This is a genomic window from Mesorhizobium sp. RCAM 05104 (genome assembly GCF_059683645.1).
In genome coordinates, this window is the sequence record NZ_CM185033.1 from 5,723,982 (window position 1) to 5,745,186 (window position 21,205).

26 protein-coding genes are annotated in these 21,205 nt (G+C 64.1%); 13 read left to right on the forward strand and 13 right to left on the reverse strand.

Going from position 1 to position 21,205, the window contains the following annotated elements; translation table 11 throughout:
* Positions 1-153: 153 nt before the first annotated feature.
* Positions 154-453: a DUF1236 domain-containing protein gene (locus AC56QP_RS27990; RefSeq protein ID WP_489863499.1), complete on the forward strand. Its 300-nt coding sequence runs from the start codon at positions 154-156 to the stop codon at positions 451-453.
* A gap of 133 nt (positions 454-586) precedes the next feature.
* Here AC56QP_RS27990 and AC56QP_RS27995 read toward each other — a convergent pair whose 3' ends face one another.
* The 3 genes from AC56QP_RS27995 to AC56QP_RS28005 form a co-directional block, all read right to left on the reverse strand.
* Complete coding sequence (locus AC56QP_RS27995) at positions 587-817, reverse strand: hypothetical protein (protein WP_489862539.1); 231 nt, start codon at positions 815-817, stop codon at positions 587-589.
* A gap of 341 nt (positions 818-1,158) precedes the next feature.
* Positions 1,159-1,527 (reverse strand): response regulator, encoded by a 369-nt coding sequence (locus AC56QP_RS28000; RefSeq protein ID WP_489862538.1) that lies wholly within the window; start codon positions 1,525-1,527, stop codon positions 1,159-1,161.
* Positions 1,528-1,543: 16 nt separating this feature from the next.
* A complete protein-coding gene (locus AC56QP_RS28005; protein ID WP_489862537.1) occupies positions 1,544-3,817 on the reverse strand; it encodes a PAS domain-containing sensor histidine kinase in 2,274 nt (757 codons plus the stop codon).
* 378 nt (positions 3,818-4,195) lie between these two features.
* Here AC56QP_RS28005 and AC56QP_RS28010 point away from each other — a divergent pair, with 378 nt between their 5' ends.
* Positions 4,196-4,339: a hypothetical protein gene (locus AC56QP_RS28010; RefSeq protein WP_489862536.1), complete on the forward strand. Its 144-nt coding sequence runs from the start codon at positions 4,196-4,198 to the stop codon at positions 4,337-4,339.
* Positions 4,340-4,387: 48 nt separating this feature from the next.
* Here AC56QP_RS28010 and AC56QP_RS28015 read toward each other — a convergent pair whose 3' ends face one another.
* The 3 genes from AC56QP_RS28015 to AC56QP_RS28025 all read right to left on the reverse strand — a co-directional run bounded on the left by AC56QP_RS28015 (position 4,388) and on the right by AC56QP_RS28025 (position 8,780).
* Positions 4,388-6,595: a cation:proton antiporter domain-containing protein gene (locus AC56QP_RS28015; RefSeq protein ID WP_489863498.1), complete on the reverse strand. Its 2,208-nt coding sequence runs from the start codon at positions 6,593-6,595 to the stop codon at positions 4,388-4,390.
* 203 nt (positions 6,596-6,798) lie between these two features.
* The gene (locus AC56QP_RS28020; protein WP_489862535.1) at positions 6,799-7,491 is read right to left on the reverse strand and encodes a DUF2270 domain-containing protein; all 693 of its coding nucleotides are present in this window, start codon (positions 7,489-7,491) and stop codon (positions 6,799-6,801) included.
* A 71-nt stretch (positions 7,492-7,562) separates the two neighbouring features.
* Positions 7,563-8,780: an MFS transporter gene (locus tag AC56QP_RS28025; protein WP_489862534.1), complete on the reverse strand. Its 1,218-nt coding sequence runs from the start codon at positions 8,778-8,780 to the stop codon at positions 7,563-7,565.
* Between the two features lie 98 nt (positions 8,781-8,878).
* Between AC56QP_RS28025 and AC56QP_RS28030 the strand changes: the two genes are divergently transcribed.
* The gene (locus tag AC56QP_RS28030; protein ID WP_489862533.1) at positions 8,879-9,787 is read left to right on the forward strand and encodes a LysR family transcriptional regulator; all 909 of its coding nucleotides are present in this window, start codon (positions 8,879-8,881) and stop codon (positions 9,785-9,787) included.
* Positions 9,788-10,012: 225 nt separating this feature from the next.
* Here the strand turns inward: AC56QP_RS28030 and AC56QP_RS28035 are convergent, their stop codons facing one another.
* The gene (locus tag AC56QP_RS28035; protein ID WP_489862532.1) at positions 10,013-10,237 is read right to left on the reverse strand and encodes a hypothetical protein; all 225 of its coding nucleotides are present in this window, start codon (positions 10,235-10,237) and stop codon (positions 10,013-10,015) included.
* On the opposite strand from AC56QP_RS28035, the gene AC56QP_RS28040 reads away from it, so the two are divergent.
* From AC56QP_RS28040 to AC56QP_RS28050, 3 genes are all read left to right on the forward strand, one after another.
* Positions 10,230-10,748, forward strand: a complete 519-nt coding sequence (locus AC56QP_RS28040; protein WP_489862531.1) for an Hsp20/alpha crystallin family protein — start codon at positions 10,230-10,232, stop codon at positions 10,746-10,748. The genes AC56QP_RS28035 and AC56QP_RS28040 overlap by 8 nt on opposite strands.
* Before the next feature lie 127 nt (positions 10,749-10,875).
* A complete protein-coding gene (locus AC56QP_RS28045) occupies positions 10,876-11,604 on the forward strand; it encodes a gamma-glutamylcyclotransferase (RefSeq protein WP_489862530.1) in 729 nt (242 codons plus the stop codon).
* Positions 11,605-11,951: 347 nt separating this feature from the next.
* Positions 11,952-13,028: a diguanylate cyclase domain-containing protein gene (locus AC56QP_RS28050; RefSeq protein ID WP_489862529.1), complete on the forward strand. Its 1,077-nt coding sequence runs from the start codon at positions 11,952-11,954 to the stop codon at positions 13,026-13,028.
* Positions 13,029-13,221: 193 nt separating this feature from the next.
* Here the strand turns inward: AC56QP_RS28050 and AC56QP_RS28055 are convergent, their stop codons facing one another.
* On the reverse strand, positions 13,222-13,572 hold the full coding sequence (locus tag AC56QP_RS28055; protein WP_489862528.1) for a hypothetical protein: 351 nt from the start codon (positions 13,570-13,572) through the stop codon (positions 13,222-13,224).
* Between the two features lie 234 nt (positions 13,573-13,806).
* Here AC56QP_RS28055 and AC56QP_RS28060 point away from each other — a divergent pair, with 234 nt between their 5' ends.
* The 3 genes from AC56QP_RS28060 (at position 13,807) to AC56QP_RS28070 (ending at position 14,502) form a co-directional block, all read left to right on the forward strand.
* Entirely contained in the window at positions 13,807-14,013 is a 207-nt protein-coding gene (locus AC56QP_RS28060) for a hypothetical protein (protein WP_489862527.1), read from the forward strand.
* 11 nt (positions 14,014-14,024) lie between these two features.
* Positions 14,025-14,216: a hypothetical protein gene (locus tag AC56QP_RS28065; protein ID WP_256752256.1), complete on the forward strand. Its 192-nt coding sequence runs from the start codon at positions 14,025-14,027 to the stop codon at positions 14,214-14,216.
* Positions 14,217-14,280: 64 nt separating this feature from the next.
* A complete protein-coding gene (locus AC56QP_RS28070; protein WP_489862526.1) occupies positions 14,281-14,502 on the forward strand; it encodes a DUF6500 family protein in 222 nt (73 codons plus the stop codon).
* A 211-nt stretch (positions 14,503-14,713) separates the two neighbouring features.
* Here AC56QP_RS28070 and AC56QP_RS28075 read toward each other — a convergent pair whose 3' ends face one another.
* On the reverse strand, positions 14,714-14,980 hold the full coding sequence (locus tag AC56QP_RS28075; protein WP_172349346.1) for a DUF1488 family protein: 267 nt from the start codon (positions 14,978-14,980) through the stop codon (positions 14,714-14,716).
* Entirely contained in the window at positions 14,977-15,231 is a 255-nt protein-coding gene (locus tag AC56QP_RS28080) for a hypothetical protein (protein WP_269907048.1), read from the reverse strand. Before AC56QP_RS28080 ends, AC56QP_RS28075 begins: the two co-directional genes overlap by 4 nt.
* A gap of 247 nt (positions 15,232-15,478) precedes the next feature.
* Here AC56QP_RS28080 and AC56QP_RS28085 point away from each other — a divergent pair, with 247 nt between their 5' ends.
* The 3 genes from AC56QP_RS28085 to AC56QP_RS28095 all read left to right on the forward strand — a co-directional run bounded on the left by AC56QP_RS28085 (position 15,479) and on the right by AC56QP_RS28095 (position 17,812).
* The gene (locus AC56QP_RS28085; protein WP_091584984.1) at positions 15,479-15,793 is read left to right on the forward strand and encodes a co-chaperone GroES; all 315 of its coding nucleotides are present in this window, start codon (positions 15,479-15,481) and stop codon (positions 15,791-15,793) included.
* 31 nt (positions 15,794-15,824) lie between these two features.
* Entirely contained in the window at positions 15,825-17,456 is a 1,632-nt protein-coding gene (groL, locus tag AC56QP_RS28090) for a chaperonin GroEL (protein WP_489862525.1), read from the forward strand.
* Positions 17,457-17,653: 197 nt separating this feature from the next.
* Positions 17,654-17,812: a hypothetical protein gene (locus AC56QP_RS28095; protein WP_167365270.1), complete on the forward strand. Its 159-nt coding sequence runs from the start codon at positions 17,654-17,656 to the stop codon at positions 17,810-17,812.
* An 8-nt stretch (positions 17,813-17,820) separates the two neighbouring features.
* Here AC56QP_RS28095 and AC56QP_RS28100 read toward each other — a convergent pair whose 3' ends face one another.
* Positions 17,821-18,249: an NUDIX hydrolase gene (locus tag AC56QP_RS28100; protein WP_489862524.1), complete on the reverse strand. Its 429-nt coding sequence runs from the start codon at positions 18,247-18,249 to the stop codon at positions 17,821-17,823.
* Positions 18,250-18,339: 90 nt separating this feature from the next.
* On the opposite strand from AC56QP_RS28100, the gene AC56QP_RS28105 reads away from it, so the two are divergent.
* Positions 18,340-18,837 (forward strand): GAF domain-containing protein, encoded by a 498-nt coding sequence (locus AC56QP_RS28105; protein WP_489862523.1) that lies wholly within the window; start codon positions 18,340-18,342, stop codon positions 18,835-18,837.
* Between the two features lie 28 nt (positions 18,838-18,865).
* Here the strand turns inward: AC56QP_RS28105 and AC56QP_RS28110 are convergent, their stop codons facing one another.
* Complete coding sequence (locus tag AC56QP_RS28110; protein ID WP_489862522.1) at positions 18,866-19,915, reverse strand: alpha/beta hydrolase family protein; 1,050 nt, start codon at positions 19,913-19,915, stop codon at positions 18,866-18,868.
* Positions 19,916-20,116: 201 nt separating this feature from the next.
* Positions 20,117-21,166 (reverse strand): helix-turn-helix domain-containing protein, encoded by a 1,050-nt coding sequence (locus AC56QP_RS28115; RefSeq protein ID WP_489862521.1) that lies wholly within the window; start codon positions 21,164-21,166, stop codon positions 20,117-20,119.
* Between the last annotated feature and the right edge of the window lie 39 nt (positions 21,167-21,205).

The following is a 21,205-nucleotide window of genomic DNA, read 5'->3' on the forward strand; positions in this document are numbered from 1 at the left end:
AAAACTTTGTTCCAGGCGAATTGGCAAAACCGACACGGCGGAAATTTGCAGGAACAAGCCATGGCCGATGACGTTTACGGCCAGGAGCCCCGGCTGCGAACGCCATCAAGCGGCGTGATGCCTGGGCTGCTCACAGAGGAAAGGAGACAAGTCATGAGAATGCATCTTACCACTGCCGCGGCGGGACTTTTGCTGCTTGCCGGTGTTGGCGCCGCGGCAGCTCAGGATGTGGTCATCCAGCCTGAGCAGGAGACCGTGATCAAGGAGTATGTGCACAAGCAGCCGCTGGCTTCGGTGAAGCTTCCCGGCGTGGAACTCAATATCGGCACGGCTCTGCCCGATACCGTCGAACTTCATGAAGTTCCCAACGTCAAATATCGCTACGTCGTGGTCGACAACCAGACCGTTGTCGTTGATCCTGGCACCCGTAAGATCGTCAAGATCATTCAGTGATCCAAGGTCATCCAAGCCCGCCGCTTTGCCGGTGGCGGGCTTTTGTCTTGCCGGTGCGGTGCCGACGTCCAGTTGGCAAACCGCCGGACCGGCCGAGCAACCGCGCGCTCAAGATCGCCCACGCGGGGCTCTCCTAGTCCGAAAACCTCACGCTCACGCCGCGCTGCCGGAAATAAGCCTGCATCAACTTGCGGCCCGAGCGGTTGTTCTGCGCCAACTTGGTCGGATCGAACACCGCCTGTTTTATCCCTTCTCGTGCCAGCGCTGCCTTGAGCGTCGCTATATGCGCGTCGATGTCGGCATTGTCCGCCCGCAGCGAGGCATAGATATTTTCGGTCGCCTCGGCCACGGTCGGTTCGGTCATAGGTGTCGTCCTTTGGTTGGTTGGGCGGCGGCTTAGCACAGATTCGCGGCTCCGCCGATACCGATGGATCGTCAGTGCACGGCGCCAGGGTTTTGGTAAGCGACAACAGCGTCGCTTGCGCTTGAACGCCCGCGAGAAATTCGCGCTCGAAGCTAATCCGCGGGCGACGGCGATTTCCGAGATCGAGGCTGGGGCTGGCGCCGGCGACAGCAGTTCTTGCTTAAGTCGGCGGACGAATTGCACCGGCTCTGTTTCGAGGGTAGGCGGTATTCATCCTTTGAGTCGAGTTTTGGCGCCAACTTGCTGTTCGGAAGCGTCTTTTCCGGTCTTGCCTGCTCCGTCTAGGCGAGCAGGCCGTGAATGGTGGCTGCAACAGCCGCGGGCGCATAGGGCTTGGGCAGGAAGACGCCGCCGCTCGGCATCGCGTCCCGGGGCGGCCGTTGCTTGCCCGAGGTGATGATGATCTTGACCGGCGGCCAGCGGTCGCGCACGGCGGCCGACAGGCGCAGGCCATCCATCGAGCCCGGCATGTCGATGTCGGTGAACAGGATGGCGATGTCCTGCCGGCCCTCCAATATGCGGATCGCCTGGTCGGCGTTGCTCGCCTCCAGCACGTCGAACCCCGCCTCGCGCAGATCATCGGCGATGGCGAACAGCAGAAAGGCTTCGTCTTCGACGACGAGGACGGTGACGAGACTTTGAGTGGTCATGGCACGCCCTATGTAGTCAGTAAGGTGCTGTCGGCAACTGGGGTGCCGGTGCGTCCAGTACGCATTCGACGCCGTCGGGGTGGTAGTCGATCCGGACCGCTCCGCCGAAGTCGGTGCCGAAGACGCGCTCGATCAGGAAGCGGCCGAAGCCGCGCCGGTTGGGCGGCGTCACCGGCGGGCCGCCGCTTTCGCGCCAGCGCCAGATCAGCCTGATGTCGCCTGGCCTGTCATGCGACGGCTGCAGCGACCACTCCATCGCCACCTTGCCGTCGGGCGTCGACAGCGCGCCGTATTTCAGCGCGTTGGTGGCCAGTTCGTTGACGGCGAGCGCAAGGGTCAGCGCCATCTTCGGATTGATTGGCAGCGCCGGGCCCAAAATCGAGATCTGTTCGACCGGGAAGGCGGAGATGGTGTTGTCGACCACCTCGCGGATCGAGGCACTGGTCCAGCGGGTCTTGTTCAGGATGTCATGGGCGTTGGCGAGCGCCCGCAGGCGCTCATTGAAGGTGGCGCTCGCCGTGGCGATATCGGTGTTGCGCAGCGTCTGCGAGGCGATCGCCGCGACCATCGCCAGGATGTTCTTGATGCGGTGTTCGAGCTCGTGGGTCAGCAGCTCCTGTCGCGCCTGCGCCTCGCGCCGGTCGGTGACATCCTGCATGACGCCGAACATCTTGACCGGCTTGCCAGTCTCGTCATGGACGAAATCGATGTGGCGCGACAGCCAGCGCAACTCGCCGGTGTCGGGCCGCCGGATGCGGTATTCCACGGCCGGCACGGCGGTGCCTCGCTCGCGTGTCTCGCTGTTGGAACGGACGTCCTTGTCCTCCGGAATGACGATGTTTTCCAGCACGGAGATGTGCACGCTGTCGCGCGGCGACAGCCCCCAGAGACCCCAGAAGCCCTCGGAGCCGACCACGGTTCCGGTGGCGATGTCGAGTTCGAGTGCCGCTATGCCGGCTGCATTTTGCGACAGCTGCAGGCGGCGCTCGCTTTGCAGCAGGGCCTGTGCCACCTGCTTCTGATCGTCGATATCGGTGTTGGTGCCGATCCAGCGCAGGATGACGCCGTCGGCATCGCGGATCGGGACTGCGCGCGCAATGAACCAGCGATAGATGCCGTCATGCCGACGCAGCCGCAACTCGCTCTCGTAGAATGTGCCGGCGGCCAGCACCTGTTGCCACTTTTCCGCGGCCACGACGATGTCGTCGGGGTGCACGATATCGGCCCAGGCATCACCGTCAAGCTCGCCCGGCTTCGCACCCGAATAATCGTAGACGCGCGGGTTGAACCAGTCGAGCAGCCCGTCCGGTGTCGCCGTCCAGACGTGGTTCGGCATTGCCTCGGCGAAAGTGCGGAACTGGGTCTCGCTCTGGCGCAGCGCCTGTTCGGCGATCAGCCGGTCGGTGACGTCGACGCCTTGCACGAAAATGCCGAACACCTCGCCGGCGGGGTTGCGCACCGGCTGATAGACGAGGTCGATGAAGCGATCTTCGATCGCGGCACCCGGCGTGTGCTGCAACTCTGCCCTCAGTGCGTAGCCGACGAAAGCCTCGCCGGAGGTGAACACGTGGTCGAGCAGCTCGAAAAAGCCCTGGCCCTCTATCTCGGGCAAGGCCTGCCGGATCGGCAGGCCGATGATGTCGCGATGGCCGACGAGCTGCATGTAGGCTGCATTGGTCAATTCGACGACATGCTGCGGACCGGACAGCATGGCCATGAAGCCCGGCGCCTGTTCGAACATCTGGCGCTGCCGATCGCGCTCGCTCGCCCGCCAGTGCTCGGCGGCCATTTTCTCGGTCACCTCGATGACGATGGCAATGACGCCAGCCGGTTCGCCGCTTTCGTCGAGGATCGGTGAATAGTCCAGGTCGAGCCACACCTGTTCCGGTTTTCCGGTTCGGTTGAGCGTCAGCTCCTGCTCGCGATAGGCGAGCGTGCCGCCGCCCAGACACACCTTCATGATGTTGTCGTTGAAATCGGCCACCTCGGGCCAACCTTCACGCACCTTGGAGCCGAGCAGTCGCGGATGGCGCCCGCCGGCAAATTCCGAATAGGCGTCATTATAGATCATGACGCCGTCCTCGCCCCACAGCATGACGATCGGCACGTTGGAGCGCAGGATCAGCGACACCGCCGTCTTCAGGCTCTGCGGCCAGCCCTCGATCGGTCCGATCGACGTCGAGGCCCACTCGAACGCGGCGATCAGGCGACCGACCTGTCCGCCGCCGGAGAGGAAAGCATGACGGCGATCGTCTATCTCTTCTATCGCGGTTTTACTGGTTGGTGGCATGGCGTCTCGCGGATCGGTCGGCGTTCATTCGAATTTCGATTGGTCGTCGCTAACGTGTCAGGTACCGGGAGCCGCTTGCCGTTGTCCCACCATCAGCCGTCACAGCCCATGAAGCTTCGCGCCAGCGCGCGCTGCCGGACTTTCTCGCATTCGATGAGATCATGATCATGTGCATCCCCCGAGCCAGAACCCGGAACAGGGCTGATCGGTTCCCGATGCGCGGGTACTTTCCTTCGGATGCAACAGGCTTGCCCACGCGATGGTCTGCTATTCGATCTATTTTCTTTGCCAGCCGTTAATCCGATTTCTTTGCAAGCCGTTAATCCGGGCATGTTGTTATTAAGCGGCTACTAATGAGTCGTCATGCGGGGGGTCGCAATGACCAAGAATCTCGGCAACGCACGCTATGTGCCGCCAAAGGACACAAAAGATTCCTTCTTCAGCAAGGTCGCGCCGGCGCTGTTTCCGCTGGTCGTGGTGGCGCTGGGCTACGTGATCGGCCGGCAGTTCCTGGGTATATAGCGCGCATGCGCGGCCGCTCGTTCAGGTCGCGCGCCTATTTTCGCGCGCCTATTTTTCGAACCCGCCACCCACCTCCGCCCTGGCTTCGGTGGGGCGGACACGCTCGCTGGCCAGAAGCACGACAGGACAGGCGACGGCGGCAAGCACCGCCGTGGCCGTATCGCCGAAGAACAGCTCTTCGCCCGGCCGTTGGGTGACGCCCATCACCACCATCGCGGCCCCCTTGGCGACCTCCCTGGCGATCGCCTTGTCGGGCGTGGCACGGGTGCGCAGCGCGGTGTCGACCTGCACGCCGTAGCGAGCGGCCAGATCGGCGATATCCTTCAGCATGGCTTCCTCGCGCCGGTGCGAGACGGAGGTGGCTCCTTGCCGTGCCGCCTGGGACACGTAGAGAACCTTGACCCGCGCCCGGTGCGGTCGTGCCAGCGCCAGGGCGAAATCGGCGGCGCGACGCGAGACTTCCGTGCCGTTGACGGGGACCAGGATGGCGGTTCCGGCTTTTAGAACCGGCATCTTGGCCGCCGATCTGGCGCCGTTCAGCACCAGGCATAGCGGACCGTCGAAGCCGCCGGTGATGTCGTGCAGCGCGCCGGTGAAAGATCCCTTGGCCGTCATCATGGTCTCCAGCCCGACCAGCAGCAGGCCGTAGCCCTTGCGGGCTTCCTCGGCGATCGTCTCGGCGGTGGCTTCGGACTCCGTGCGGGTGGTCAGATGCACCTTCTCGACCGATGTGTCCTCGGCCTTGCTGACGGCCCTGGCGCTTCTCGCGGCCCCCTTCCTGACCTCGTTGCGCGCCCGCTCAGGCCCCTTGTCGCCGGCCGGGCCGGCGATCCTGCCGTCCTTGAGATGGAGAAGCGTGGTCGGCATGCCGCTGCCGCCGCCGACCAGCCCCGCCAGATAGGCGGTGAACTTGCCGACCGGGCTGTCGTCGACCAGCAGCAGGAGCCGCTCCAGCTTCGAGACGAAGCCGCGCTCGTCGAGCAACTCGCGCTCGACGCGCTGCTTCTCCGCATGTCCGACCGGCAGCCGGCCGAGCGCCCAGCGCAGCATTGGCGGCATGGCGAGCGTGGTGATGATGGCCATGGTGACGATCATGGTGAACAGGTTGTGCGAGAGGATGTTCATCGACAGGCCGATGCTGGCGACGATGACCTCGGTCGAGCCGCGCGCGTTCATCGCGCTGCCGACGGCGGTGGCCTCCTTCAGCGACATGCCGGCCAGCCTGCCGCCGATGAAGGCGCCGCCAAACTTGCCGATGCTGGCGATGGCCACCAGCGCCACCGTCAGCAGCGCCAGCATCGGATCGGTGAGCACGGTGAGGTCGGCCGAAAGGCCGGCCATGCCGAAGAAGATCGGCATGAACAAAGCGGTGATGACGCCGCGCAGCTGACCCTCGATGTGGTCGGACAGGATCGGCGATTCACCGACCAGGATGCCGGCGACGAAGGCGCCGAGCACGGTGTGGACGCCGATCAGATTGGTGATCAGGGCCATCACGCCCATGATGATGAGGATGACGGTGATGACGGCGTATTCGCTGCGGAAGGAATCATTGCTCCAGCGGATCAGCGTGAACACCAGGCGGCGCCCGAGGGTGAAGGAGAACACCATGAACAGCGCCACCTCGGCCACGGTGGTGATCAGCGGCAGCACCTGCAGGCTGCCATTGGTGGCGATGCCGAAGGTGATGGCGATGATCAGCCAGCCGATCGTGTCCTCGATGATCGCCGAGGAGATGATGACCTGGCCGAGATTGCGGCGCATGAAGTTCATCTCGCGCACGACCATGGCGACGATCTTGACCGAGGAGATCGACAGCGCCGTGCCGAGGAAAAGCCCGGCGACGATGCGCTGCGTCGGTTCGGGCAACAGCGTGGCGGGCAGGAATTGCGCCAGCGCAAAGCCGCAGGCAAAGGGCACGATGATGCCGGTGATCGAGATCGAAAAACAGGCGGCCCCCACCCGGCGCACGAGGCGCAGGTCCGTCTCCATGCCGGTCAGCAGCAGGAGCAGGAGAATGCCGAGCTGCGAGACGGCGTCGATCATGCTTTTCTGCGCCGGGTCGGTCGAGAAGATCAGGTGCTGCGCGTCGGGCCACAGCCAGCCGAACAGTGACGGCCCGAGCAGTATGCCGCCGATGAGCTGGCCCATGATCGCTGGCTGGCCATAACGCTGGAATATCTCGCCCAGGCCGCGGCCGACCAGAAGCAGCAGCACGATCTCGGCGACGAACAGGCCCTCCGCCGAGCCGCCCATGCCCGAGGCGTGGCCGGCCGGCTGCGCGGCAAAGGCATGGCCTGCCGGCGCCAGGGCTAGAACGGCCAGCAGGACAGTGGCCGCAACAATGCGTGGCGTCGTTGCCGACTGACAGTTCATGGGTCCCCTCAAGCACCGCGGTGGATTGACCGTCACAACGCGCCGGCCATCATTTGCGTTGCAACTGTCGTCAGGCGCCGGTCTCAGACATGGACGTCGCCGAAGGACAGTTCGCCGTCGTCGCGCGCGGCGAAAAAGACGATGGCGAGCAGGCTAGCATAGAATGCCGCCACAATGACCACGATCACCACGCCGGGAATAGGGCCAAGGGCGGCGCTGTCGACGGCCTCGCGAAGCGAGCCGGCGAAGCCGGTTCTGACACCCGCGGCCTGAAGGCTGGGTGTCGAGATCTTCAGACCCCAGGCCAGCAGCAGGATCAGGAAGAGGTAGATATAATTCCGCCGCAGGCGACGCGCCAACGCGGCACGTTGCGACAACAGAAACTTCGGCGCGCGCAGGCCTTCGCCGACGATGAGCAGCCAATCCGAGGCGAAGTCGGGCTGCGGGGAGAAGATCTGCGCGAAATAGTGACGCTCGAACTGGCGCACGCGGGCCCGGTAGAAGTCGAAGAACCGATAGCGGCGCGCCTCGATCCACAGCAGCAGCAGGATCAGCAGCATGGCGAACAACAGCACGCCATGATGCGCGCTGGCCGTGGACAGCGACACCGAAAGCATTGCCGCCACCACGGTGATCGCCCAGTTCGTCGTCCTGTCGAGCCGATCGCGCCATCCCGCCATGCGCGCGATCTCGGCGCGGTGGAAATGCGACAGCGTGTTCACGCGCTCCGTCGATGAAAGGACGGGGCCCGCGGGCTTTGCCGACGCATCGTTCATGGCATCCTCCGGCCAAGACTAGAACAGTTTGCCGGCAACATTGTTCCCGCCGCGCGTCGCGGCGGCTTTATTCACTCCGGCCCGCCGATCCAGTCGACCAGAAGTGCCATGAGGCCAAAGGCGGCACCGATGGCACAGACCTCGGGCCAGCCGCCCAATGTCCAGGCGATGCCCGCCAGCATCGAGCCGATGGCGCCGCCGATGAAGAAGATGCCGACGAACAGGCCATTGAGGCGGCCGCGCGCTTTCGGCTGCAGCAGGTTGATGGCGCGGCGGCCAAGCGTCTGGTCGCCGGTGACGCCGATGTCGAGCAGCACGGCGCTGACGCCCATCAGCACCAGCGGCCACCACGAGGCCGAGAGATTGGTGGAGCCGGCCCAGCCGGCGAGGGCCATCGCGCCGATCAGCACGAGATGGCAGGCGATGGTGGCCGAGCGCGTCCAGCCGCGGTCGCCGGCGCGGCCGAACAGCGGCGTCACCACCGCGCCGCCGGCGCCGACCAGCGCGAACAGCGCAATGCCGCGCTGGCCGAGGTCGAAGGGCGGCTGCGCCAGGCGCAGCGCGACCGCCGTCCAGAACAGGCTGAAGGCCGCCATCACCAGCGCCGCCGTCAGCGCGCGGCGCCTCAGCACCGGCTCGTCGCGCAGCAAGTCGAACAGCGAGGCGATCAGCGCGCCATAGGACGATCTCGCCGCCGGGCGCCGTCGCGGCAAGGTGAAGGCGAGCACGCAGGCGAGCAGGACGAGGACGGCGGCGCTGAGGCCGTAAAAGGCACGCCAGCCCCAGGCATCGGCGACGAGGCTCGCCAACGGGCGCGCCAGCAGGATGCCGACCATCAGTCCGCTCATCACATCGCCGATGACGCGGCCATCCTGTCCGGGCGGCGCCATGGAGGCGGCGATCGGCACCAGGATCTGGATCGCCGAGCAGGCCGCGCCGAGGATGAACAGGACCATCAGCAGCGCGACGGCGGTGGGCGCCAGTGCGGCGCTGCCGGCCGCAAGGGCCGCCGCGATCAGCATGCGCAGGATCAGGGCGCGGTTCTCGGCAAGGTCGGCAAGCGGCACCAGGAAGAACAGGCCGGCGGCATAGCCGAGCAGGGTCGCCATGGCGACGAGGCCGACGCTCGCGGCACTCGTGCCGAGCGATGGCCCGATCAGCCCGACCAGCGTCTGCGGCGCGAACAGATTGGTGACGATGATGCCGACGGCGGTGGCAAACAACAGCGTCTGCGGGCCGGTGATGGTCACGGCCGGCGCGGCCAGTTGGCCGTCATTGGTGTCGAGCATGTGGTCCTCGATCAAACTGCATATCGTGCGAGGACTTTATGTCGACTTGTTATCATGCTACAATTCAATCAATTCAATAATGATTATGCGAGATGCGCATGAATATCCATGATCTCGAAGCTTTCATCGCCGTGGTGGAAACCGGCTCCATCGTCGGCGCCTCGGCCAGGCTCAACCTCACCCAGCCGGGCGTGACGCGCCGCATCCAGAACCTCGAGGATGGGCTGGCGACGGCGCTGCTCGATCGCCAGTCGAAGCCGCTGAAGCCGACCGCCACGGGACGCGAGGCCTATGAGCATGGCCGCCGCGTGCTGCGCTCGCTCGAGGATTTGAAGGCCGGCGTGTCTCCGCAAGGCGAGGTCAAGGGCGAGTTCCGGCTGGGCATCATGCCCTATCTCTCCGATGCCGCGCTGGCGCTGCCGCTCGACACTTTGCGCGCGGCGTTTCCGCAATTGACGCTGCGCATCTCTTCCGGCTGGTCGCCAAGGCTGGTGGAGCAGGTGGCACGCAGCGAGCTCGACGCCGTGGCGGTGTGCCTTGCCGAGGGCGTCACTCCCCCGGACGAGCTCGTGCACGACGATCTCGGCCTGCAGTCGGTGCTGCTGGTCGCGTCCCCCGGCCTTGGCGTGCCCAAGCCCGCCGACCTTGCCTCGCTGTCGCGCTTCCCCTGGGTGATGAACGAAAACGGCTGCGGCTTTCGCGCCTTCATCCGGCAAAGTTTCGAGGCCGCGAGGCTGCCGTTCCAGGTTGGGGTGGAGGCGCTCAGCGTCGATCTCAGAATGTCGCTGGTGGCGCGCGGCCACGGCATCGGCATCGTCACGCCGGGCGCCTTCGCCGACAGCCGCTGGCGCGATAGCGTGGAGGTCATCGACTGCCCGGACTTCAAGCCGCAAGTGCGCGCCTGGCTGCTGCACCGCCCGCCCGCCGGCCGGCTCAGCCGTCCCATCGCACTGTTCCGCGACGCGCTGATCGACGGGCTTCAGGTGCCGATGCCGCTGGTGTCGTAGCTGGCGACCAGCCGGCCGCCTGGCGGCGCGGCGAACTGAGTGCGACGCCGGAGCGCCGGGCGCGCCTGCAATTCAACGATCACATTGCATTACCGGGTCTTGACCCCACCGCGATGAACCCCAGATCGACCATGCCGGCGCCGGATGGGCCGGCGCAGCCGCTGGCGCCGGCTTGATGGGCGACGCCGGGCTGGCAGATGGCCTTGTGACCATCGAATCCAGGCATCACATGCCGGAGGCGATGAAGCCGCGCGAGACCCGCGACGGGGCGAGGGCGTTCCCAAAGGTGGAGCGGAGCGGATCGGACCAGAAGCAGAGCGAAAACAGCAAAGCGCGAATGGAGCCGGCAGCGATGCCTGCATCGGCGCATCTGTCCCCGGAGAGCATGGCAGCCAGAGCATACAAACGAACTGGAAACAGGAGCAAGAAAGGAGCAAGTGCAATGACCATTCGTGATCTCATGCCATGGAGCCGCGACACCAGCCAGGCTCCGACCGTCTTTCGCGACAGCGACCGGGACCCGTTCATGGGACTGCATCGCGAAATGAGCCGCCTGGTCGACGACATGTTCCGCGGCTTCGATTCGCGGCTTCCGTCCCTGGGCAGGTTCTCTTCGGCCGGCGGCTGGCCCAGCGTGGAAATCTCCGAAACGGACAAGGAGATCCGCGTGACGGCCGAGATACCCGGCATGGAGGAGAAGGACATCGAGGTGTTGCTCGATGACGGCGTCCTGACGCTGCGCGGCGAAAAACACGCCGAAACCGACGACAAGGAGCGTCAATTCTCCGAGCGGTTCTATGGCCGCTTCGAGCGTCGCATCCCGCTCGGCTTCGAAGTCGCGGAGGACAAGGTCGCGGCCGAATTCCGCAACGGCGTGCTGTCCGTCAGTCTGCCGAAGTCCGAGAAGGCGCAGAGCAAGGCAAGGCGCATCCCCATCGGCGGCAAGAGCACCAAGCACTAGGACAGACCGGCCGGGCGGGCGCGTCGCGCACGCCCGGCATCGGCCGGCTGATTTCGCGCCGGACGCACGGCGCTCTTGAGAATCCCCCAGCCTTGGGCAACATGGCGGCAAGGCTGGGAGCACAGGGATGAGCAAGGCCATTTCCGCCGCATCGCCGCGCAGGTCGGCGCCGCGCAAGGCGCCGATGGCGCTGACCGAGGCGCTGGTGGCGCGCACGCTGCGCGTGGTCGAGGATTCCGGTCCGGCGCCGGGCATGGTCGCCATGACCGACGCGGATTATGCGCGTTTCCGCGACGAGGTGCTGGGAACGGCTCCCGCCGGGCCGCTGAAACTGTTCGCCTATGGCTCGCTGCTGTGGAAGCCGGCCGGCGAGGTGAGGGGCGGCGAGCGGGCGGTGGCGACCGGCTGGCATCGGTCGTTCTGCTTCACCGTGCAGCGCTTCCGCGGCACAATCGAGCAGCCCGGCCTGATGATGGCGCTCGACCGCGGCGGCCAGTGCCAGGGCATGGTGTTCGAGATCGCCGAGCCGGTGGCAGCCAATCTCGAAGCGCTGCTGCGCCGCGAGATGACCATCCTGCCCGCCGTCAACGTGCCGCGCTGGCTGCGAGTCAGGACAGGCGACAGTGCCTCGCGGGCGCTCGGCTTCGTCGTCGACCCTGGCAATCCACGTTATGCCGGCAAGCTCGACAAAAGGGCGATCGCGGCGACGCTGGCCAGGGCGGCCGGCCATTGGGGTTCGGGCGCGGAATATCTGTTCGAGACGATCCGCCATCTCGACGCCTGCGGCATCCGCGACCGCAATCTGTGGCAATTGCAGGAACTGGTGGCCGAGGAGATCGAACAGTCGCGCCCCTGACGCTTCACCCGTCCCGCAGCCACACCAGGAACAGGCTGATCGTCCGATGCCATCGCGCCGAAAATCCTGAGTTGGGAAAAGGTTTTCTCTTACAGGCCTCAATGAGGCCCGGCCAATGGCCAAGCCCGATCGGAGATGTTTGGAAAAACCTTTTCTCAAACCAAGGCTGGGCCAGATCAAGGGGCCGTTCAAGGGGAAAAGTGTCCTGGTCAGGGATCGTTCGCTCCATCACCCATTCCGAGCACTGACTTCGACAATCAGTTTCCAGCGAAGCCGGGCCCCTGGCAGTGAAGTGTTAATGGCTTGGGCGCCATGGTAGTCGCCCGCCAGGACAGCAGAGCTCCGCAATGCCCGATACGCCCTACATCCCGAAAGGCCCGGCGCGGGCCGATGCTCCGCGCGCCGGCAAGCGGGAGGGGCACGACAGCCGTTCCGACGAGCTTCGTCGCGATGCCGCCACCATCGCCCGGCTCAAGGCCGAACTCGCGGCACAGGCGGCGCTGATCGCCAGGCAGGAAGTTTCGCTGGCCCATAGCCGCAAGATCTTCGACCGCGCCTCGGTGGCCGCGCGCCTCGGCGTGTGGGAGTGCAGTCTGCCCGATGTGCAACTGCAGTGGACCGACGTGGTCTATGACCTGTTCGACCTGCCGCGCGGCTCCGTGCTCGATCGCGCGGAGATCATCAAGTGCTACCCGGCGGAGTCGCGCAAGGCGCTGGAGACGATGCGCAGCCGGGCGATCGAGGAGCGCAGCGGCTTCACCCTCGACGCCGAGATCACCACTTTCGCCGGGCGCAGCCGCTGGATCCGCATCACCGCGACCGTCGAGTGCGAGGAGGGCGTGCCCGTGCGCATCTTTGGCATGAAGCAGGACATCACCGAGGAGAAGGGCCAGTCGGACCGTATGCGCCATCTGGCCGAGTTCGACGCCATGACCGGACTTGCCAACCGCGGTCGGTTCCAGGCGCGGCTCGCCCATACGGACGAGGACCGCCCGCTCGGCGCCCTGCTGTTGATCGACCTCGACGGGTTCAAGGCGGTCAACGACACGTTCGGCCATGTCGTCGGCGACGAGTGCCTGAAGACGGCGGCGCAGCGGCTTGCCGATGGCTGCGGCGAGGCGGATCTGGTGGCGCGCGTCGGCGGCGACGAGTTCGCGGTGCTGCTTGGAGCGCATCTCGACCGTGGCGCCGTCTCCGGACTGGCGCGCCGCATCATCGAGGCGATGGGCGAGCCGGTCGCCGCGGGCGGCCAGTCGCTCAAGCTCGGCGCCTCGGTCGGCATCGCCTTCGCCGCTACAGGCGCGCCGTGCGACCTGTTCATACAGGCCGACACCGCGCTCTATGCCGCCAAGGCGGCGGGCCGCAACACCTTCCGCATTTTCAAGACCGAAGCCGGCATGAAAGGCCGCAGCGCCGCGGCTTGAGGCTGGCTGCCGCAGCGTGCCGTTTCTGGCCGCTTACGGAATCCACTGTCTGTGAAAGCGCCAGTGCCAAGAGGTCCGATTTACTATCTGGATGTCGCCGGAATCTGCGTAAGGGTCGATGCAGCAAGGCCGGGCCGAAAATCCGCACGTGAGCATTTTCGTAGGCCTGTGGCACCCGTGTGCCGAGAGTGGTTTAGTTTCTGCCTGCGATAAGCAGGTCAAGTTCGCTAAGTATTAGCTGGTTTCCACCGTCTTGGGCCCAGAACTCCCTTATCGCCTTGGCGATCCGGGTTACACCCTCGCGATTATGCGTCAGTGTCTTTAGCTCGTTGATCGCAGCGATCTGCGCCCAATGCCCGTGCTCATGATCTTTATTGTACAGGATCCTTAGCAATTCGTAGACACGCGTCCATTCGCGCTGTTGCTGCTCTCTTCGGTAGGTAAAGGCTCGCACCAAGCCGGAAGTTGTCCAAGCAATCGCTGCGCCCGCTATGGCAAGCACAGCAACCCATTGCTCGACGGTCCAACTTGTAATCCAAGTCATAGGTTCCCCCTGACCGGAGCCTGACACAAATGATGGCCAACGCAAAGCTTGGCGAGTCTGCGAAAATGTCCATCGTATCAAGCGTTGCGTGCGATCGAGGTCGAGAAGGCGGCGTAGGCCGGCCACCAAAGGCGCCTATCTTCATTTGGCATGCGGAGCGTTCGCGAAAGGGTGCTATGGAAGGAGCCAGGACGCCCTTGCTCCGGCTTCTTCCCGACATCCGAGGTCAATTTCGTGCGTGAACCGTCGTTGCTGCCCATCTTTGGAAAACTCGGTGCCAAGGCACCCGTCGCCTTGGTGGCGGCGCCGGTCCGGTCGGCGGGCGTCGTGCCGCGCCTGCGAAAGCTGCTGGCCGAGCATGGCGGCATGCTGTTAAAGCTGTCGGTCATCGCCTGGACGGTGCTGATCCTGGGCGTGGTGTTTTTCATGATGCAGGGCTGAGGCAAGCCAGCATGGCCAATCGCTACACACTGCGCATGGAGCTTCCCCAGAGCTGGACCATTGTCGATGTCTTCACCGGCCAGCCAGCGGTGGTCAGGCAAAAAGTGATGGTCGGCATGAACCCGCGCGAGGCGGAGGACATGGTCGTGCAGATGAATGTCCGCGACGTCAGACGCCGGGAGAGGGCGGAGCGCAAGGATTGAGCGTTCCGGCCACCGCCCCAGAGCGAGGGCCAAGACCCCGCCGCACCGAAACCAGAGGATTCCCGTGAGAGCGAGCCTGAAGCAAAAGATACTGGAGGTCTGCGACCGCAAGATTTCCGAGAAAGGGCCTGCCGTCGGCGTGTCGTTCTACGCGTTTTTCGCCAACAGGAACGACGACACCGAACTGCTGATGGAAGCAGCCGAATGGTGGATCAGAACCCACCGCCTCGACCATTTCGAAAAGGCCGAGAAGATACGCACGATGGTCGAGAACATGGACCTTTAATCGTCGTTTCATGCATGTCGTTGTCTCAAAACCGAGACCACTTCTGACCGACATGCACCAGGGTGTGTTGAGATTCAGGTCAGGCCGAGCCGAGAATGGTGGTTTTCGAGAACCGGCGCGCCGCGTACTTTTGGGTACGTGAGCACCGGAAGCGCAGAAAATTGCCGTTCGCAGGCCGGCATCACCTCAATCTCAACACACCCAAGGCTGATCAGCCGAAATCGGCGGCCGTCAGCACATACATGCTCTTGCGGGTGCGGTCGTAGGCCTTGGCCGCCACGTCGCGGATGGCGCTGCTCTCGGTGTCGAATGTGGCGAGGTAACCGGCCTCGTTGGCCGCTGTCGCCGGCTGCATCCTGGTCATGGCGTCGGCGGCGACGGAAAACGAAATCTGGAACATTCCGTCATGGCCGACGAAACGGATGCGCTTGCCGGCTTCGTCATAGCTGCGGCTGCGGTTGGGGAATGTCAGGCTCATGTCTTGACCTCCGTTGCGGCCACCTTCTTGACCGCGCGCTTCTTCTTCGGCGTCGGGTTCAGGGCTTCCGCGACGCGGTCTGCCTCTTCCTTGGCCAGCCGCAATTCCCTGAGCCTTGCGGTCTTGATCTCCCGGGCCCTGGCTTCGGACATGTATTCAGCGGTTGCCTTGTTGCGCTCCGCCGTTTTCTTCTGCTTGTCGACAAAGCGGGCTTCAGCTTTTTCCATGATCGTCTGATTGCCTTCGGCCATCGAAGAAATCTCCCTTGTGCCTGAAATCGTGCAAATGAACTTGTCCGATAAATAGGTGCTCGATCGGCAAAATTCAATCTTTTGAAATATTTGACTTGGTTCCGATATCACGAAACGGCAGTCCGAAATAATACTTTTGAATATTTAATTCCGCCCGCGAATAATTTTTGGCACTCCTATCTATCGAGTGCCAAAGCGCCTATATGAGAGACGCGGCCGCCTATGCCGGCCCCAGAAAGAAGTTCTCATGAAGTTTCGGCCACTCCACGATCGCGTCGTCATCCGGCGCGCCGAAGGTGATATCAAATCCAAGGGCGGCATCATCATCCCGGACAATGCCAAGGAAAAGCCGCAGGAAGGCGAAGTCATCGCTGTTGGACCTGGCGCACGCGACGAAAATGGCGCGCTTGTTCCGCTCGACGTCAAGGCCGGCGATACCATCCTGTTCGGCAAATGGTCGGGCACCGAGGTCAAGATCGACGGCGAGGACCTTCTGATCATGAAGGAAGCCGACATCATGGGCGTCATCGAGAAGACCGTGGCCGCCAAGAAAGCCGCCTGACCTCACTCCCTCTGAACGAACTGGATAAAAAATGTCTGCCAAGGAAATCAAATTCTCCACCGATGCGCGCGACCGCATGCTGCGCGGCGTCGAGATCCTCACCAATGCGGTGAAGGTCACGCTCGGCCCCAAGGGCCGCAACGTCATCATCGACAAGGCCTATGGCGCGCCGCGCATCACCAAGGACGGCGTCACCGTCGCCAAGGAAATCGAGCTTGCCGACAAGTTCGAGAACATGGGCGCGCAGATGGTGCGCGAAGTGGCCTCGAAGACCAATGACCTCGCCGGTGACGGCACCACCACCGCCACGGTGCTGGCCGCCTCGATCCTGCGCGAAGGCGCCAAGCTGGTCGCCGCCGGCATGAACCCGATGGACCTCAAGCGCGGCATCGACCAGGCCGTCGCCGCCGTCGTCGGGGAAATCAAGGCCAAGGCCAAGAAGGTCAAGTCGTCGGCCGAGATCGCCCAGGTCGGCACCATCGCCGCCAATGGCGACGCAACCGTCGGCGAGATGATCGCCAAGGCGATGGACAAGGTCGGCAATGACGGCGTCATCACCGTCGAGGAAGCCAAGACCGCCGAAACCGAACTCGACGTCGTCGAGGGCATGCAGTTCGACCGCGGCTATCTCTCACCCTATTTCGTCACCAATGCCGACAAGATGCGCGTCGAACTGGAAGAGCCTTACGTGCTCATCCACGAGAAGAAGCTCGGCAATCTGCAGGCGATGCTGCCGATCCTTGAGGCGGTCGTCCAGAACGGCAGGCCGCTGCTCATCATTTCGGAAGACGTCGAAGGCGAGGCTCTGGCCACGCTGGTTGTCAACAAGCTGCGCGGCGGCCTCAAGGTCGCGGCGGTCAAGGCGCCGGGCTTCGGCGATCGCCGCAAGGCGATGCTGGAAGACATCGCCGTGCTCACCGCCGGCCAGATGATTTCCGAGGATCTCGGCATCAAGCTCGAAAACGTCACCATCGACATGCTCGGCCGCGCCAAGCGCGTGCTGATCGAGAAGGACACCACCACGATCATCGACGGCGCCGGCACCAAGGCGACCATCCAGGCGCGCGTCGCGCAGATCAAGGGCCAGATCGAGGAGACCACCTCCGACTACGACAAGGAAAAGCTGCAGGAGCGGCTGGCCAAGCTCTCCGGCGGTGTTGCCGTCATTCGTGTCGGCGGCGTCACCGAGTCGGAAGTCAAGGAAAAGAAGGACCGCATCGACGACGCGCTGAACGCAACGCGCGCGGCGGTTGAAGAAGGCATCGTGCCCGGCGGCGGCGTGGCTCTGCTGCGTGCCAGGTCGGCGCTTGCAGGCTTGACCGGCGCCAATGACGATGTCACTGCCGGCATCTCCATCGTGCTTCGCGCGCTGGAAGCCCCGATCCGCCAGATCGCCGAGAATTCCGGCGTCGAAGGCTCGATCGTCGTCGGCAAGCTTACCGACAGCAAGGACCACAATCAGGGCTTCGACGCCCAGAACGAGGTCTATGTCGACATGATCAAGGCGGGTATCGTCGATCCGGCGAAAGTGGTGCGCACCGCACTGCAGGACGCCGGCTCGATCGCCGCGCTTCTGATCACCGCCGAAGCCATGATCACCGACATTCCGGCCAAGGACGCAGCGCCCGCGGGCGGCAATGGCGGCGGCATGGGCGGCTACTAAGATTCAGGTGATGCCGGTCTGCAAACGGCTGATACCTTCGCTTCCGGTGCTCACGTACCCAAGTACGCTCCGCTCCGGTTCTCGGTATCAGCCGTTTTCGACTCGGCCTGACCTGAATCTACGCCGGTTCTAGGAACCGGGATTACCGCCGGGGGATTTCTCCCGGCGCGCAGGCCTCTAGCCCAGGAGACGGATCCATGATCACGTTCGTGCGGAAGCCAGAAACGGTCGTCACGACCGAAAAAACCGAGGAAAGCCGCTTCGACCGCATCCGCAGGATTGCCGCCGACAAGCATCGGAAATCCGATTCCGACACGGCCAGTCCGCCAAAGGGCGAACCCAAGCGTCCGATGTAGGGCTCGCGCTACTTTCCACTCAGCCTAAGCACCACGTCGCGCGTCAGCGGCGCGAGCTCGATGTCGTGGGTCGAGGCGGGGTCCAGCCAGATCATCTCCTCGATCTCGGCCGCCGCTGCCGGCTGGCTCTCGATCGGCTGTGCGGCAAAAGTGAGGGCGAACAACTCCGCCTCGACCGTGCTGTCAGGCTCATTGGCCGCCTTGGCCGAAAACAGGCCGAGCCGGGAAGCCATGCCCGGGTCGATCACCAGCCCGAGTTCCTCGCGCAATTCGCGCACCAGGGCATCGACCGGCTCCTCGTCCGGCTCGATCTTGCCGCCGGGCTGCATGAAGGCGCTGGTGCCGCGCTTGCGCACCAGCAGCAATCTGCCCGATGCGTCGGCGATGACGGCGGCTGCAATCCTGATCTTGCGGCTTTCGGAGTGGATGGGATTCACGCTAGTGTCGTCCGGTGGTCGTTTGGTACAGGGCATGCCGAGTTTGACAGCCTGTCGAAGCAACCGCGATTCTGAGTACGGAGACAAGCCATGTTTGCGGCCAAGGCCATCGATACCACTGACAAGGCCGCGTTCTACCGCGACCTCGCCACGCAATTGAAGGCGCTGCTCGAGGGCGAGCGCGACTCGATTGCGAACGCCGCCAACACCGCCGCGCTGATCTTCCAGATGGTGCCGGACCTCAACTGGGCCGGCTTTTATTTCCTGGCATCCGACGAGGAACTGGTGCTGGGGCCGTTCCAGGGCAAGCCGGCCTGCGTGCGCATCGCCGTCGGCAAGGGCGTGTGCGGAACCGCGGTCGAACTCGGCTCCTCGATGCTGATCAAGGATGTGCATGATTTTCCCGGCCACATCGCCTGCGATGCCGACTCGCGCTCGGAACTGGTCGTGCTGCTCGAAGACGATGAAGGCGTCTTCGGCGTGCTCGACCTCGACAGCCCGCTGCCTGGGCGCTTCGACCAGGCCGACCAGGCCGGCATAGAGACGCTGGCGGCGATCTATGTCGCGACGAGTTCCTTCGAGGACTGAACGACGCCCTGACAGCAGGCGGCAGCGCCTACGGATCGGTCTTCAGCGCGCGATTGAAAGCGGCGGTCGCCATGTCGATCAGCCGAGCGTGAATCTCACCGCGCGATCGCCCTCCGCCATCGTCGCAAATCGGGTCGCCGATCTGTTCGGATGCAATGATGCTGGGAGCGCCGGGCTTGCATTCGGCGAACATGCTGTAATGGCTCGCGCCCTCGATCGTCGCATAACTGGCATTTGCAATCGCTTTTGAGATCCCGGAGGCATCGGCGGTCACTGGGATCTTTCCCGGTCGGCCAAGATTGACGATAGCGACCGGAATTCTGATGCCGGCAAGGCTTCTGGCCTCAAGGACATCGGTTGGGGCGGGATCAATCGCCATGGCAAAATGAATCCGCGCATCCCTGTTGTCACGACCGGCCGGCCGCAAATCCATGGCATGAAGATCAACCCCGCTTTGCCGGACCCAGTCGCAAAGCGAAGCATTGAGCAGATCCGTATCACAATAGGCAGCGAGGAGTTTTGGATCGACACGCGCCCCGGCTATCGCAAGCGCTGTGTTGCCGCCCATCGAAAGACCGAGAACCCCCACTTTGGCTTGCTCAAGATGATCCCTGAAGAAGACGTTCTTCTCCGTCGTGTCCAAGGTTGCCGTGAGATCGGCGGGCCGCAGCCAAAGTTTCATCGTCTCGGCGGCGGATCTGTTTGGTCCCGTATTTCCCGGATGCGTGGGGGCGGCGACGATGAATCCCTGCCTGGCCAAAGGCGTCGCGATCCAGCTCAGCGCCTGCGGGGTTCCCGCAAGACCGGCGCCGTGTGAAAGCAGGATGAGCGGGAACTTGCCGCTGGAGATTGGCGCATCGCGCATGGCGGACGTTCCGACGAAAAGCGCGGTGTCGCCGAGCGTGACCGTGTCGCCGCCTGGCTGGGCCGGGTACCAGACCGTCACGTCGAGGTCGATGCCGCGCTCCTTGGAAGGGGCCGAAAACCGACGAACGCCGACGCTGTCGCTGGCGCCGGCCGAGGGTTGCATCAGCATCGCGGAAGCCATGATGGTGCAAAGCGTGATCCAGAATTTCATTGAGATCTCCATTGCCGAACGCTCGCGCCATCGGCTGGAGCCCAATGGCTTCAGCTTCTGTGTCAGTTGGCGGTCGTGTTCGGTCGCTGTGTTGACGCCGCGATATCAGCGGATCGGAGCGAAGCCCGCGACCTCGATCGCGATCGAGAACGTCCACCATCGCGATTTAGTACCGCTCGACGCGAACGGTGCCGCCGGATTTCATCCGCCCACAGGGCTCGCAAGCGAGGGCGATTGCGTGTTCCGTTCCCGCCAGGCGAGCGGCGTTATATCCGTCACGCGGCGAAACTCGCGGTTGAAGTTTGATTTGGTCTGGAACCCGACCGCAAGCATGATTTCGGTCACCGGCTGGCCGGTCTCGCTCAACAGCCGGCAGGCCTCGGCGATGCGATGTTCGTTGACATATTGCGAGACGTTCCTGGCCTTGATCCGGTTGATCGCCGCCGAAATCTGTCGTGCCGGAATGCCGGCTCGACGGGCAAGGCGATTCAAGTTCAAGTTGGCGTCCCGATAGAGCTTCTTCTCCTGCATCAGTTCGTTGACCCTACGAAGAGTGTCGGCGTCTTCACCGGTGTCGATCGGGGAGAAGGTCTCGGCGGGCTCGGCCGCGTTGAGTGGGACATGGCTTTGGCTGGCCGCTGCCGCCGCCACGCCGACAATGACGAGGATGAAAAGGTTGGCGATGCCGATCACCGTCGCCGCGCGGTCGCTGTGGCCGGATGCCACCTCGAAGGACACCAGCAAGTCGACCATTCCCGACAGGCACAGCGTCACAGCCGCGAAAAGAATGGCGCGGTAGGCCGGGACCGCGCCGTCGAACGGCGCCAGGCGCAGCCCATCGGCGCCGGAGCGCAACAACCAGAGGATGGCGGCGGCATAGATGAAATCGATTAATATCAGTGCCATGTCGACCGCATTGCGCCAGACAATCACCAGCACGAAGACGATGGCGGCGGGCGTTGCATGGAGTGCCAGCGAGGCCGGCCATTGGCGGTCGCTGGTGCGCACGAGCTTGGAGACGCCGGCATAGAGTAACGATGGCATGATCGCGGCCGATACGGGCGCGATGTAGCCCACGGCGCTGATGCCATAGCCCCAACGCAGTCCTGTGAGCACCGATTGCAGCGCGGCGAGCAGGATCAGTGCCAGAAAAGGCAGGTTGGGTGCGGCCTCGTCCTCACGCCTGGCGACCACCCAAAGCAGGATGAACAGCAACAGAGCGACGACGAAGGGCAGGGGAACGAACGGCATGGATTGGTTGGGCTCGCGTGCTGATGCAAGGAGCCTAGC